Here is a 14,486-nt window from a genome sequence, read left to right as displayed (position 1 = left end):
TTCCGTTGAAGAAGCGACGAGCCTTTTTAAAGTGGGCTGGAGGAAAATATGAGCTTGTAGACACTATAAAACGGTATCTACCGGAAGGTGAACAACTCATTGAGCCCTTTGTAGGCGCTGGTTCCGTTTTTTTAAATACTAACTTCAAAAGTTATATTTTAGCTGATATCAATCATGATCTAATTGCACTATTTAAGTTATTACAATCCAATCCGGAGCAGTTCATTAATGATCTTAAATTACTATTTAATGATCAAAATAATCAGGCTGAAGCATTTTATCAACTACGTGACGTGTTTAATTATAGCAAAGATCAATATTTGCGATCGCTTTTATTTGTCTATTTAAATCGTCACTGTTACAACGGCCTATGTCGTTATAATAATAGTGGTTTATTTAATGTGCCATTTGGCCGTTACAAGACTATTTATTTCCCGGAAAGGGAACTCTATTTCTTTGCCAAAAAGGCACAAAATGCTGAGTTTGTCTGTACGCCTTATCATAAAGCGATGAAAATGGCGAAACGTAACTCAGTTATTTATTGTGATCCACCTTATTTATCACCTAATGAAACAGCAGGTTTTACCGCCTACTATTCTAATAATTTTGGGTTTGATGAACATCAAAGGTTGTCACAATTAGCGGAGCAAATTGCCTATAAAAAAGAGATTCCAGTTCTGGTATCAAATCATGATACTCACTATACCAGAACGTTATATAGTAAAGCGCGCCATCTTTACCGAGCAGAAATGCGGCGCTCAATTAGCTGCGCTGGCGAAGGACGCAAAAAAATTGATGAAATATTGGCCTTGTACCAAAAATCCTAAGCTATTTTTAAGTATAAGGTGTTTATGAGTAGAGGTATGTTATGAATGAATTTATTATTGCACCATCAATACTATCCGCCGATTTCGCTCGTCTTGGTGAAGATACCCAAAAAGTATTAGATGCAGGAGCGGATGTTGTCCATTTTGATGTGATGGATAATCATTTTGTTCCCAATTTAACAATGGGTAGTATGTTTTGTAAGGCATTGCGAGACTATGGAATTAGTGCACCAATTGATGTCCATTTAATGGTTTCTCCAGTTGAAGAGCTAATTACCTCTTTTGCCAAAGCTGGAGCAACAAACATATCTATTCATCCTGAAGCGACAATTCATCTAGATCGTTCATTACAATTAATTAAAGATCATGGTTGCAGTGCCGGTATTGTGCTTAATCCGGCAACACCACTTGACCATTTAGACTATGTGATGGATAAAGTTGATATTATTTTATTGATGGGTGTTAACCCAGGTTTTGGTGGTCAATCATTCATCCCAGCAACGCTTAAAAAGTTGCAGCAAGTTAAACAACGCATTATTGATTCAGGTAAAAATATTCGCCTAGAAATTGATGGCGGTGTAAAAGTAGATAATATAGCTGAAATTGCCAAGGCAGGAGCCGATATGTTTGTTGCTGGCTCAGCGATATTTGGTCAACCTGACTATAAAACGGTAATTGATGCAATGCGTAAAGAGTTAGCAGGAGTAAAACATGGCTAAATTAGATGATATTCAAGCTATCGCTTTTGATTTAGATGGAACATTAGTAGATAGCGTACCTGGACTTGCTTTAGCAACCCAGAAAATGTTGGCAGATCTAAACTTACCAACAGTTACCAATGAACAAGTTAAAAACTGGGTAGGTAATGGTATTGATGTGATGCTTGAACGCGTTTTCAAAGCTATTGATATTAATCCATCAAAAGAATATTTTGTTGAAGCTAAACAAATATTTAGTCAGCATTATGATAAGGTTATGGATGAACAGACAACACTGTTTCCTCATGTAAAACAGACCTTAAAAGCTCTTTATGAAAATCATTACCCTTTAGCTCTTGTAACTAATAAACCGGCACAATTTTTACCGGGATTACTAAGCTCATTAGGTATCAAAGAGTATTTTTCATTAGTACTCGGCGGTGGTGATGTAATTAAATTAAAACCACACCCTGCTCCGCTTTATCAAGTCATGGCAACATTTGGATTATACAATGATCAGTTATTATTTGTTGGTGATTCGAAAAATGATATTACCGCAGCCAAAAATGCTAATTGCCCTACTGTTGCGTTAAGTTATGGTTATAATTATGGCGAATCAATTGCAACAAGTGAACCCGATTTTTTATTTGATAATTTTCAAGATATATTAACCCTATTACCTCAGCCAAAAGCTGATGCAAAAAAATAATAAGTTTAAATTAGGAATAAATTATGAGTAAACCAATTGTATTTAGTGGCGCTCAGCCATCAGGAGAACTAACATTAGGCAACTATTTAGGTGCTTTAAAGAATTGGGTGTCTTTACAAAATGAATATGATTGCGTTTATTGTATCGTCAATCAACATGCGATCACGGTACGCCAAGATCCTAATAAGTTACGTAAAGCAACACTTGATACATTAGCACTTTATCTAGCCTGTGGTATTGATCCACAAAAAAGTACTATTTTTGTGCAATCCCATGTGCCTGCACATGCTGAATTAGGTTGGGCATTAAACTGTTATACCTATTTTGGTGAACTTAGTCGTATGACACAATTTAAAGATAAATCTTCTCGTCATTCAGAAAATATAAATGCCGGGCTTTTTGATTATCCAGTGTTAATGGCTGCCGACATTTTGTTATATCAAGCTAATTTAGTTCCTGTTGGTGATGATCAAAAACAACATCTTGAACTTTCTCGCGATATTGCTATGCGTTTTAATGCCCTTTATGGCGATATCTTCACTGTTCCTGAACCATTTATTGCTAAAGTTGGCGCACGGGTTATGTCGTTACAAGATCCTAGCAAAAAAATGTCTAAATCAGATGAAAATCGCAATAATGTTATTGGGTTACTTGAAAATCCAAAAGATGTCGAGAAGAAAATTAAACGGGCAATGACCGATTCTGATGAACCACCTGTCGTACGTTATGATTTAAAAAATAAAGCGGGGGTATCAAATCTGTTAGATATCTTAACCGGTATTACGGGTAAACCTATTGCTGAACTTGAGAAAGAATTCGAAGGTAAAATGTACGGCCATCTAAAAACTGAGGTCGCAAATCAAGTTATTGATATGTTAACTGGTTTACAAGCGAAATATCATCAGTATCGTGATGATGAAAATTATCTTCTGACAATTATGCAAGAAGGTGCACAAAAAGCTCGTGCAAAAGCAGAGCCAACGTTGAAAAAAGTTTATGACGCAATTGGTTTTGTATAGTTAACCGTAAAACTAGATTGCAATTAACGCTAAACAATATCAATTGGCTTTAATGACTAAAAGCATTATCGTTTTTATTAATGATAAATGCCGTTGAAGCCTTTTTGATTATCATAGGTTAGTTATGAAAATTATCATTCTTGGTGCAGGTCAAACAGGTAGTGCTCTTGCCGAATATCTGGTTACTGAAAAACAGAACGATGTGACAGTTGTAGATGAAGATCATGACAAATTGCAATCATTGCAAGAACGTTTTGATTTGCAAGTTATTTGTGGAAAATCATCTTATCCACAAGTATTAGAAAGTGCTGGTGCAGAATCTGCCGACATGTTAGTCGCTGTTACCAATTCTGATGAAGTCAATATGATGGCTTGTCAAATTGGGCATGTAATGTTCAATATCCCTCAAAAAGTGGCACGAATTCGGGCGCCTGAATATAATGATGAAAGATACTCGTTTTTTAATAAAGATTGTATTAACATCGATCATATTATTGCCCCAGAAAATCTAATCACCAATCATATCAGCCAACTAGTGCAATATCCTGGCGCACTACAATTTGCCTCATTTTATGATAATCGAGTCTGCTTAGTTGCCGTCACAGCTTACTACGGTGGTGCATTGGTGGGTAGTGAATTATCAGAGCTAAAAGAACATTTACCTCATGTCGAAGCTCGGGTGGTGGCTATTTATCGTAAAAATCGTTTTATTCGTCCGATCGGTTCAACCTTGATTGAAGCTGGGGATATGGTTTACTTTATTACCCCACCGCTTAACATCAAAGCGGTAACCAGTGAATTACAACGGTTAGAAAAGCCTTATAAACGAATAATCATTAGTGGTGGTGGCGGCATTGCTGTTGCTTTAGCTAAGCGATTAGAAAACGATTATCAAGTTAAATTGATTGAACGTAATGCCGAAAAAGCAGAATTAATTGCCGAGCAGTTAGTTAATACTACCGTATTACATGGTGAATCATCGGATCAAGAGCTATTATCGCAAGAACAAGTCGAACTTACCGACCTTTTTGTTGCAGTGACGAGTGATGATGAATCAAATATTATGTCATCAATGCTTGCCAAAAGGATGGGAGCAAAAAAAGTCATCGTACTTATTCAACGACAAGCTTATTTAGAGTTAATTAACGATAGCGTGATTGATATTGCCATTTCACCACAACATGCCACTATTTCAGAATTACTCAGTCATGTAAGACAAAATGGCGTGGTAAAAGTTGTCTCACTACGGCAAGGTGAATCAGAAATTGTCGAAGTGATTGTTCGTGGTGATACTGAAAATTCTAAACTAGTAGGTAAAAATATTAACAGTCTAAAATTACCTTCAGGGGCAACTATTGGTGCTGTGGTGCGTGGTGAAGATGTGATTATTGTTAATACCGATTTAATGATCGAAGATGGTGATCACTTAATCATCTTCTTACCAGATAGACGATCTATTAGCGATATCGAAAGATTATTACAATAGCTTGTATAAAATATAAACTCAGTACATAATTAAACTGTTTTTATTAATTGTTTTTTGACTCGGGGTGTTTTTTGTTACTACAAAAAACTGAGATTTTACCCGTTGAACCTGATCTGGCTAATACCAGCGTAGGGAAGTCTTCGTCTTAATTATTCGTTTTGACACATTCTTCCCTTAATATCAATAATAAATAAGGAAAGAATATGTCTACCATTCAGTTATTCCAAAACAATGATGCCATTCCCTTTATTGAGCAAGTTAAACAACAACGACCGTTAGTCCATTGCATTACCAATGATGTTGTACAGAATTTTACCGCCAATGTCTTATTAGCCATTGGTGCTTCACCAGCAATGGTCGTTGCGAAACAAGAAGTTGAGGACTTTGTAACTATTGCCAGTAGCTTATTAATTAATATTGGTACCATTGATGAGCACAGCGCAAATAGTATGTTGTTAGCTGCAGCAAAAGCTGAACAGACGCAGACACCGTGGGTACTGGATCCTGTAGCGGTTGGTGCGGCACTTAAATACCGTACTGAAGTTGCCAAACAACTGTTAACCTTTAGACCAAGTGTTATTCGAGGAAATGCCTCTGAAATTCTCGCATTGAGTGGTCAACAATCATCATCGAAAGGGCCTGATGGACTTGATTCTACCGATTCTGCATTAAATGCAGCAATACTATTAGCACAAAAATATCAAACCATTGTCGCAATAACAGGTGAGATAGATTATATCACAGATGGTGAACAAATTTATAGTATTGTCGGTGGCGATATCGCTTTAACTAAAGTAACCGGCACAGGCTGTTCGTTATCTGCGATGGTAGCAGCATTTATTGCAACCACTAGTAATCGTTTAACCGCTACTGCAACAGCCTGTTTTATGATGAAAAAAGCAGGACAGCTTGCTAATAAACAGCAAGGGTTAGGTAGTTTCGCCATTGCTGTTATTGATCATCTTTCACGATTCAATCAAAACTAAAAATAAGGATGTTTGATGAAAAAGCAACTTGATTTAACTCTCTATTTAGTCCTCGATCCGTTATTATGTGACGGTATAGATGGCATGGTCACTACTACCAAAATTGCCGTTGAGAATGGTGTTACCGCCGTGCAACTACGTTCAGAACAAGAATACTCTGGTAAAAATTGGTATGACGCCGCACAAGCGCTCAAAGAAGTGTTAAGTCGTACCCAAGTTCCACTATTTATCAATGACCATGTTGATATTGCTTTAGCCATTGATGCCGATGGCGTTCATATAGGACAAAGCGATCTCCCGGTTGAAGTTACTCGACGTTTAATTGGCACAGACAAATGGTTAGGACTTTCAGTTTCAAATCGATCACAACTAGAGAATGTTCCTTGGCATTTAGTTGATTATCTTGGCATAGGGCCTATCTATCCAACTGCAACCAAAAAGGATGCCGCAGCTGCGACTGGCATTGCTCAATTGAAAGAACTGGTTAAAGCGAAACAATGCCCTGCCGTAGCGATCGGTGGTATCGGCGTGAATAATTTAACCGAAGTAATCCAAACTGGCATTGAAGGTATTGCCGTTGTGTCGGCAATATGTGGACAAGCTAATCTTGCCAAAGCTACATCAGACCTAATCAGTAAAATAAAACAAGCAAAATAGGAAACCAAATCATGACAACAGTTGCATTAACAATAGCGGGCAGTGACCCTAGTGGTGGCGCAGGTATTCAAGCTGACTTAAAAGCATTTTCAGCACTTGGTGCTTATGGTATGTCAGTGATCACCGCATTAACCGCACAAAGTACGCAAGGCGTTAATGGTGTACATGCCATTCCCTCTCAATTTATTGAAGCACAGTTTAATACGCTGTATCAAGATATCTACATTGATAGTGTGAAAATTGGCATGCTAATGAATAAAGAGATTGTTACTTCGGTTGCTCAACTATTAAACGATAACCCTATTGCCAATATTGTGCTTGATACCGTAATGATTGCTAAAGGCGGACATCCATTGTTAAAAGCTGATGCCATTTCTGCTATTCGAGATCTATTATTACCATTAGCCACAATTATTACCCCAAATCTACCTGAAGCTGCTGCATTACTTGATTGTAGTGAGGCAAAAAACGAAGAGCAAATGCAACAACAGGGGTATGAATTACTTAAATTAGGTTGTCAGGCAGTATTAATGAAAGGCGGACATTTGCCAAGTCAAGAAAGCCCTGATTATTTAATCACTCGCAACAACATCATCAGAATGACATCACCAAGGATCGCAACGAGAAATACCCATGGTACAGGTTGTACCCTCTCTGCGGCAATTGCAGCCTTATTACCGAAACATCATTTAGAAGATGCAATAAAACATGCTAAAAACTACCTACAAGGGGCTATTGAGCATGCAGATAGTTTAAAAATTGGTAAGGGAATTGGACCTACTCACCATTTTTATCAATGGTGGTAACTGCAAATTTTTACATTGAATAATTAAATATTTATTTTTCTACAAATGGTTATCCAAAATAGTAATTAAAAATATGGTTAGAAAAATTGCTCAATAAGTTATATTTGATAAGAAATAATATATTTTTAAATCATTTTAAATTAATTTTTGATATGAATTAATTTAAGATATAAATAGGATTAAAAAAATAATATTAAAAACATTAAATGGAATTAGTTGGTTATAATATGATTTGTATAAAATATCTTATCTCAGTTGTTTTGTTTTTCCCTTGTTTAGTTTTAGCAATTGACTTAGATGTTCTTAAGGCGAACATTGATAAATATGATGTTGAATTAAATTTTAAAGATGGCGGTGATCTCGATATTCTTATTGAGAATGAAGAAATTAACAATATAGAGTTATTACAAAAAAGATCGACAGATGATTTTTATTTTAAAATGATACTTTCCTATAAAAAAGGTCAAGGATTGAAACCAACTGGTATAAATATTTATAGTAAGAAAAGTGGTCAATTACTTCAAACTATAACTAATTTACAAGGAATCGACTGGTTAATATCAGGAATTGAATCTGACTATTTTAAAGCAAATATTGATAAATATGATGTCGATTTAGATTTTCATGATTATGATTATCTCTCTTTTCCTATTAAGAATGAAGAAATTAACAATATAGAGTTATTACAAAAAAGATCGACAGATGATTTTTATTTTAAATTGATACTTTCCTATAAAAAAGGTCAAGGATTGAAACCAACAGGTTTAAATATTTATAGTAAAAAAAATGACCAATTATTTCAGACTATAGATAATTTGCAAGGATTTGACTTTTTAGGAGAATATTCAGTAGGTGCGGTTAACCATATAGATGATAGCTATCGTTTTGCACCAGATTTTTTTGATCACAATGGCATAGAAATAGACTACAATTTTGATGGTAATTATAATGATTTTTATATAGCCAGAGCCGTTGATGATATGGAAGATGGACCTATCATTTATCGGTACTATTCTTATGATGAGAAGAAAAAAGAGTTTATTTATCTCAACTTAGATGGTCGTTATATCGATTTTGACCCCAGCAAAAAAATAGCAAAAAGGAAAAAAATTTGCGAAATAAATAACTATTCTGCAGTTATTTTAAATGAAACCTATCGGTTTATACCTAAAAATGGCAATTATACTTTAACAAATTCAGCCTGTATTTATAAAGAATACCAATCTTTTAGAAATGTTGAGGGCAAAGATTCTAAAGTTTCCCGTCAATGTTCTCAAAAAGAAATAAATTTTTGTATTAACGAAAATGAACTTGATAAAGATTTTGATTAATTGTTGCTTAAATATAACTGTGAACTAACTAAATTTTGATGAGCCACTTAATACTAAAATGTTTGGTAATAGTTTTTTTATAAGCTATAAATATCAACCTGAATTCACTTTTTATAAATACGAAAAGCGAGCAAATGTTTTTTAGGTGAAGGATATATTAAATTGACACACAGATATACTTCATCAACAATCCAAGTCGATGAAGTATACAAAAACTGTTAATAGATGATTTGATAAAAATACTCTCTAAGGTTTAGGCGATGATTATAATCATCTAAAATTTAATAACTCTAAATACTGTTAATAAGCAATACCGACAAACTCAAATCCCGCTTCATTAATTGCCGCAATTGCCGCTTCTTGCGAGATAGTACCTCCGTCAATATCAACTTCATGCTTAGCTAAATCAACGGTAACTTTCGCTTTAGGATCAATATCATTAATTGCTTTAGTAATGGTTTTAACACAATGTTGGCAACTCATATTATCAACTATTAATTTCATCATTAACCCCTTTTGTTATTTAATCATTTATCGGTAAACTATCAATGCCAACAAAAAGCAAAATCAGATTATTCTTTAAATAAAACAAATTTGCTAGCTATTGCCATTAATTAAATAAAATTTAATTCTTATATTACGCCAAAACAAACTAAAACCAAGCCTACTTAAAAAATAAATTAACCTAATTTTAATAGACTTACCAAGATTAAGTTAAATACATCATCCATGTTACACAGCTAATTATCATGATTGGGATAAAAGTTATAGTATTAATTACTCGTTATAATAAAAAAATCCCAGTTGTTAAACTGGGATAATATTATTTGCCAAAAATTTTAATTCCGTAATGGAAGCATTCATAACACCAAACACCTAATGCTAAAGGAAACCAAATACAAGCTGCTTTACCAGCTAAACATATATCATGAATACCGAATTCAAAAGCTATATCATATTTAATCAACAATATTAATGAGATGAACAAGCGCATTATAATAATTAATAAAAATCCCATGAAAGGTAAAAAGATTAAATAATTTAATAATACTAAATATTTCTTATTTTTTTTCATGATTATTTTCTCAATATTATCTTGTACACTATTTCCAACAAAAGTAGAAATAATGCTTTCGAGTGTAGCGCTATACTACGAGGCTAGTTTTATTCAGCTATATTTCTTTTTCCAGTTCCTAACTGTGAATCTCTTTTGTTACCAACTAATTATGCTGGTAAAAGATCTTTTTATTGAATTGTAATGAATGTACATATCCACCCACTACCTAACAGTGCAAATTACTGTGACACAAATTATCTTTTACCGTGAGTAAAACTCCTTACTCCACATATAAACATAACCATCTGATATTCCTTCTCCTGTAGCTACGCTTTTAACATTTTGATTAACTCTTATTAGGTTAAATATCTATTGCCTTTTTAATCCAAATTATAACTAGAAACAGGTTTATCACCATAACCTACTGATATTTCTATATTCATCATAGTTCCTAATATCTTTATAGCTATTTTTCACTCTCATTTTTACTGCGAGCAATAGTTGTAGCAATATCATCTATATCGCAAACTATAGTTGCACTAGATCTACTACTATTTTCACTTTTATATGCTTCTGGTTCTTATGTTTACATAAATAATAGTTTTAGTTTTGTTGATGCTAACTTTTGCTCTGTTGCTACTACTTCAGTATTGATATCTCCTTAGCTAATCAATCGGTCATGCATTTTAGTCATTAATAAATTGAAACCCTATGCAGTTAAACAACAGTGCTCAGCTTGACGAGACTGTTTATTGATAGGAATAAACTAAGGTAATTTATCTCATTCTAATAATTGCATCTGATTAATACTCAAATAGAAAAAACCGATGAGAAATGAATATCTCTCGTTTCATAAGTAGTAGGTAATAGATAGATGTCAGGCAATGAAGGTATTGATGAACTTTATCACTTTTTCTTTTCTGGATAAGTTGTTGGTCACTCAGTTGTTGCGTTGGTGATGGTTCAGCTAACGCAACAAACGAGGGTATGATAATAGCCCCCCAAGCAAATAAATATTTTTTTATCATTAAATTCATCATATTGACTACGAGACAACATCACATAAAAAAGATATGAAACCATGTTAACAACAAAATACTGGAAGATCCATGAATAAAGTTGATATATATCAATTTATAATATCTTTTAATGTTTTATTTATATTACTTATTTGATTACCTTTTCCTTTTTATAAAAATCAGTAATGAATAAGATTAGGATTATTTAATAACAACTCATTAGCAGCTCTAAACTCTGCACAACGACCTAATCTATTTCCACATGAAGTCTTAAACCTAATCCCCCTAATTTCAGCATAGGCTTGTAATTAAGGGGCTATCTTAGAAGGAACAACCCCATTTGATACAGTAACTTTAATGGATCAACTGCTCCAATTGCTGTAGCTGGTTTAAGTCAGTTTCACTGTTGTATTTGCTTGAATGGAATTACTTCCTACTACTTTTGTTTCGGATCCAATAGAGCTTGAGCTAAAACTTATCTCCTTCCGTTAATTTTGATTTAGTTTATTGAGGTTTATTGGTAAAAATAATTGAGAAGTATATACCGTCTTATTGATATTAGGATATGAATGAACTAGTCAAAGTTTGCGAGAATTATGTGTAAAAGAGCTAACGGCTAAGAAACATTCTACGCTAAAAAACACCATTACCCAAACCCGAACGGTAAAACAACCGCTGAAGCACTGCATAACGGTCAGTTACAGCCTCAATGGCCGGCAATCCAACCCCAGACCGCAGCTGACCATTAAAGGCCGCTGGCTGGAGCAACTTGGGTTTTATCCCGGATTACCTGTCACCATTAAGATTGAGCAGAACAAGTTAATTATTGAATTTACTATGCGGCTCTAAAAGATAATAAGTCAGATCCCCACTGCGTGGGGATCTTGCCATTCTATTTATTAGATAGATCCATAGCGATAGCCAGAGTCAATTTAGACGATTTATCTTTAACTTTTTTAGCGTATTCGTTTAATGATTCTACTTGTACATCACTAATAGAATGATCTAATCGGGATAATTCAAACTCGATAACATACTTTCCATTAACTAATAAAGTATATATATCCTCAGCTTGCTCTATAATCTGATTTAAACAATAACTGTGTTTAATTTCATCAAAATGACTGACCAAAAGGTTATATATCACCTCATTATTTAAAATAATTTGCTCAAATTTTTCTAACCGTTCTCGTATTAAGCTTTCAGTTCTAGACCCTATTAATTTCATTTAATTCTACCTGGTGTTGTTGTTATCAAATTACCTTTTGCATCGGTCAAAATAGTCATAGTATTTGTTGGACTTTTACTAAATTTATCCACGCCTATATGCTTATCAAATGTAATAACTCGTTCATAACGAGGTCCATCAGCACTATCAATTACTCTACTAATAGGTACTTTAGAAACTTCATTACTTTGAAGGATTGTCTTCAGTTCAGATTGACTAATTGTAAACTGACTAGCGTTTTTATCAGAGAAATGTCTATCAACAACGTGATCCCAACCAGCTTTTTGGACATTAATACGGGACTGAACGATCGGATGATCTAAATCAGTTTTAGCTATTACTGTATCCGCACCATTTGAGACTATATATCCATTAGATGTCGTTCCCGTCGTGCCTTTTCCAGCATTTGAACTATGGGCTTGTCTAATTACGGTTGTTTCAACTTGTGTAGATTGACTAGCAACCTGATTCATTAATCGATTGCCTTCTGCTACATTACCTGCCTTGTATGCTGCCTCAGCTTCTTTTACTAAAGCTTGTGCTGCTATAGTTTCAACCTTAACAACTTTTCCTGCTACCTTGATATATTTTACAAAAGGTAACACTCCGGCAATTGCTATTGCATAGTCCCCCCAACTATCAGCATCCCTAAAGGCAATATAATCTCCATACGGCGTTACCAAAATAGCAAGATCTTCTGGAAATCGTTTTAAATCCTCTCTTAAAGGATCATACATGTATTTACCCGAGTTCATATCATCTATGATCTGAAAAGTTTCCTCGAGAGTTAAATAACCTGCTGCTGAAGCATGAACTATTGAATCATAATTCGCTCCTGTTTCTGGTGGTAAACCGATAATATCACCACCATGCCATAGTCCCGTCGAGTTATTCTCAACCGCATTTTTACTGCTACTAATTGCTGTGCTAGCATCGCTAATATTACCACCCCAGTAGCTAGCTGAGATAGTGCACTGATGGTTTCTTTTTCCTCTTCGGTTAAATCTTTGACTTCTTTGCCATACAGTTGTTTGCGGATGATATCTGCCGCAACTTCACCAACCACTCCACCTGCTCCACCAGATAATGCTGAGTTGCCTTGTAGCTCAGCTATTACCGTACCAAGTATTGCATGGGCAACTAACCTCGCTGTTTCGTTATCACCGGCTTGTATCTTTATCTGCTCTGCCAGCCATGGTGCGCTGGTGAACTTAAGAAGTAAATACTAGATGTAAAAAATCCCAGTTTTTAGGCTGGGAATTAAATTATTTACCAAAGATCTTAATCCCTAATCGGCGGCATTCTAAATACCACATAGCTATACCAATAGGAACACCAAAAGGAGCTAATTTACAAGCTACATAAATATCTTTTACTTCAAATATAAAATCTCTATACATTACATAAGTAAATATTGAAAATAAAAAAATAATTATGATGTAAGATAAAAATACAATAATTGGCATGGCGACACATGAATACAACAAGGCCAAATATTTCCTATTTTTTTTCATTTTTTTTCTTCTCTATATAGTGGTTAAGTCTATCTTCAACTGATTTGCCAATCGAAGAATCAACTGCACTACCACCAATAGCAGGAATAGAACTTTCAGTAAAATGACCTGTAATCCCCAAAAATCCTCTGTTTGTTTCATGAATATATTTATTAGCAACTGGATTAAACCACGATTGTAATGGTTTTTCTACTAATTTTCCTGCTCCATATCCGATAGATGATGAACCTGCTCCTATTAACGCCCCAATGATAGGGTTTTCATCTTTTAAATAACTTGACGTTGCACCGCCTGCAGCATTCCAACCAACTGTCCCCCAAAAACCTGTCCCTGCGCCACCAGTAACAGCTCCAACTCCTGATGCAATTCCGACATCAGTCCAATTAATACTTCCATCTGGATTTAATGTATATTGCATTCCTGCATTAATGGCGCCACTCAGTGAACCACCAATTATTGCAGTATCAGGAAGAACAACACCTCCTACAATTACACCAGTTGCAACACCGCTTGCAATTGCTCTATCTCGAATCATTTCATTAACATAATTTGTTGCTGCTTTTTCATCACCATTAAATAGCAATAAACCATCTCTATAATCACGATCAAATTCATCCATAACTTGATTAGCCATAAAGTTATTCTCAACCGCATTTTTACTGCTACTAATAGCCGCGCTAGCATCACCAAAATTACCTCCTGTAGTGGCAGCAGCAAGACCCGTCGCTAATTGAGATAAAGCACTAACGGTTTGCTTTTCCTCTTCGCTTAACTCACTTATTTTTTTATCACCGTAAAGTATACCAATAATTGCTTTATTTGCTAGTTCACCAGCTACCGCTCCAGCACCACCGGCTAACCCCGAATTACCTTGCAGTTCAGCTACTACCGCGCCAAGTATTGCATGAGAGATTAAGTTACCGGCAAGGTTATCAGTGACCCATTCACCATCCTTGTCTAGGTGCCCAGTGTGCAGTTTTATCTGCTCAGCTAACCATGGTGCACTGGCGCCAGCAAGGCCACCAGCAATATCGCCAGTGATAATGCTGGTAATAATTGCTACGGCTGAGTCAACGCCTTTACTAAAGTCATTGCCCATTTTACCATCTTTTGAGTCTTTACCGGCATCTTTATGAATAGTGCGCTCAA

18 protein-coding genes and 1 riboswitch are annotated in these 14,486 nt (G+C 35.0%); of the genes, 11 read left to right on the top strand and 7 right to left on the bottom strand.

The window, feature by feature from the left end; genetic code table 11:
• Positions 1-5 precede the first annotated feature (5 nt).
• The 9 genes from H3S74_RS00090 to H3S74_RS00050 all read left to right on the top strand — a co-directional run bounded on the left by H3S74_RS00090 (position 6) and on the right by H3S74_RS00050 (position 8,519).
• The gene (locus H3S74_RS00090) at positions 6-827 is read left to right on the top strand and encodes a Dam family site-specific DNA-(adenine-N6)-methyltransferase (RefSeq protein WP_110448378.1); all 822 of its coding nucleotides are present in this window, start codon (positions 6-8) and stop codon (positions 825-827) included.
• A gap of 41 nt (positions 828-868) precedes the next feature.
• Positions 869-1,546, top strand: coding sequence for a ribulose-phosphate 3-epimerase (gene rpe / locus H3S74_RS00085; protein WP_110448379.1), 678 nt, complete (start codon positions 869-871; stop codon positions 1,544-1,546).
• The gene (locus tag H3S74_RS00080; RefSeq protein WP_198246908.1) at positions 1,539-2,234 is read left to right on the top strand and encodes a phosphoglycolate phosphatase; all 696 of its coding nucleotides are present in this window, start codon (positions 1,539-1,541) and stop codon (positions 2,232-2,234) included. The genes rpe and H3S74_RS00080 overlap by 8 nt, the downstream gene beginning before the upstream one ends.
• Positions 2,235-2,257: 23 nt before the next feature.
• On the top strand, positions 2,258-3,253 hold the full coding sequence (trpS, locus tag H3S74_RS00075; RefSeq protein ID WP_110448380.1) for a tryptophan--tRNA ligase: 996 nt from the start codon (positions 2,258-2,260) through the stop codon (positions 3,251-3,253).
• A 124-nt stretch (positions 3,254-3,377) separates the two neighbouring features.
• Positions 3,378-4,739: a Trk system potassium transporter TrkA gene (gene trkA, locus H3S74_RS00070; protein ID WP_086363737.1), complete on the top strand. Its 1,362-nt coding sequence runs from the start codon at positions 3,378-3,380 to the stop codon at positions 4,737-4,739.
• 50 nt (positions 4,740-4,789) lie between these two features.
• Positions 4,790-4,891: riboswitch (TPP riboswitch) on the top strand.
• 60 nt (positions 4,892-4,951) lie between these two features.
• Entirely contained in the window at positions 4,952-5,725 is a 774-nt protein-coding gene (gene thiM, locus H3S74_RS00065; RefSeq protein ID WP_370547444.1) for a hydroxyethylthiazole kinase, read from the top strand.
• A gap of 15 nt (positions 5,726-5,740) precedes the next feature.
• Positions 5,741-6,382, top strand: coding sequence for a thiamine phosphate synthase (thiE, locus tag H3S74_RS00060; protein WP_198246906.1), 642 nt, complete (start codon positions 5,741-5,743; stop codon positions 6,380-6,382).
• 11 nt (positions 6,383-6,393) lie between these two features.
• Positions 6,394-7,188: a bifunctional hydroxymethylpyrimidine kinase/phosphomethylpyrimidine kinase gene (thiD, locus tag H3S74_RS00055; RefSeq protein WP_110448383.1), complete on the top strand. Its 795-nt coding sequence runs from the start codon at positions 6,394-6,396 to the stop codon at positions 7,186-7,188.
• A 206-nt stretch (positions 7,189-7,394) separates the two neighbouring features.
• The gene (locus tag H3S74_RS00050) at positions 7,395-8,519 is read left to right on the top strand and encodes a hypothetical protein (protein ID WP_198246905.1); all 1,125 of its coding nucleotides are present in this window, start codon (positions 7,395-7,397) and stop codon (positions 8,517-8,519) included.
• A 300-nt stretch (positions 8,520-8,819) separates the two neighbouring features.
• Here the strand turns inward: H3S74_RS00050 and H3S74_RS00045 are convergent, their stop codons facing one another.
• The 3 genes from H3S74_RS00045 to H3S74_RS00035 all read right to left on the bottom strand — a co-directional run bounded on the left by H3S74_RS00045 (position 8,820) and on the right by H3S74_RS00035 (position 10,604).
• The gene (locus H3S74_RS00045) at positions 8,820-9,023 is read right to left on the bottom strand and encodes a heavy-metal-associated domain-containing protein (protein WP_198197801.1); all 204 of its coding nucleotides are present in this window, start codon (positions 9,021-9,023) and stop codon (positions 8,820-8,822) included.
• Positions 9,024-9,342: 319 nt separating this feature from the next.
• Positions 9,343-9,594: a hypothetical protein gene (locus H3S74_RS00040; protein WP_198246904.1), complete on the bottom strand. Its 252-nt coding sequence runs from the start codon at positions 9,592-9,594 to the stop codon at positions 9,343-9,345.
• Between the two features lie 785 nt (positions 9,595-10,379).
• Complete coding sequence (locus tag H3S74_RS00035) at positions 10,380-10,604, bottom strand: hypothetical protein (RefSeq protein ID WP_110448386.1); 225 nt, start codon at positions 10,602-10,604, stop codon at positions 10,380-10,382.
• A gap of 576 nt (positions 10,605-11,180) precedes the next feature.
• Between H3S74_RS00035 and H3S74_RS12605 the strand changes: the two genes are divergently transcribed.
• Positions 11,181-11,444 (top strand): SymE family type I addiction module toxin, encoded by a 264-nt coding sequence (locus tag H3S74_RS12605; protein WP_198246903.1) that lies wholly within the window; start codon positions 11,181-11,183, stop codon positions 11,442-11,444.
• Positions 11,445-11,487: 43 nt separating this feature from the next.
• Here the strand turns inward: H3S74_RS12605 and H3S74_RS00025 are convergent, their stop codons facing one another.
• From H3S74_RS00025 to H3S74_RS00015, 3 genes are all read right to left on the bottom strand, one after another.
• A complete protein-coding gene (locus H3S74_RS00025; RefSeq protein ID WP_198246902.1) occupies positions 11,488-11,823 on the bottom strand; it encodes a hypothetical protein in 336 nt (111 codons plus the stop codon).
• The gene (locus H3S74_RS00020) at positions 11,820-12,560 is read right to left on the bottom strand and encodes a hypothetical protein (protein ID WP_198246901.1); all 741 of its coding nucleotides are present in this window, start codon (positions 12,558-12,560) and stop codon (positions 11,820-11,822) included. The genes H3S74_RS00025 and H3S74_RS00020 overlap by 4 nt, the downstream gene beginning before the upstream one ends.
• 77 nt (positions 12,561-12,637) lie before the next feature.
• Entirely contained in the window at positions 12,638-12,889 is a 252-nt protein-coding gene (locus tag H3S74_RS00015) for a VENN motif pre-toxin domain-containing protein (protein ID WP_198246900.1), read from the bottom strand.
• Between H3S74_RS00015 and H3S74_RS00010 the strand changes: the two genes are divergently transcribed.
• The gene (locus tag H3S74_RS00010; protein ID WP_198246899.1) at positions 12,861-13,052 is read left to right on the top strand and encodes a hypothetical protein; all 192 of its coding nucleotides are present in this window, start codon (positions 12,861-12,863) and stop codon (positions 13,050-13,052) included. The genes H3S74_RS00015 and H3S74_RS00010 overlap by 29 nt on opposite strands.
• Positions 13,053-13,323: 271 nt before the next feature.
• Here H3S74_RS00010 and H3S74_RS00005 read toward each other — a convergent pair.
• Positions 13,324-14,486: VENN motif pre-toxin domain-containing protein (locus H3S74_RS00005; RefSeq protein WP_198246898.1), on the bottom strand; the 1,163-nt coding region annotated here is incomplete at its 5' end.

It is taken from the genome of Gilliamella sp. W8126, assembly GCF_016102185.1.
In the GTDB taxonomy this organism is placed as follows: Bacteria; Pseudomonadota; Gammaproteobacteria; order Enterobacterales; family Orbaceae; genus Gilliamella; species Gilliamella apis_A.
This window is presented reverse-complemented; position numbering and strand designations above follow the sequence as displayed.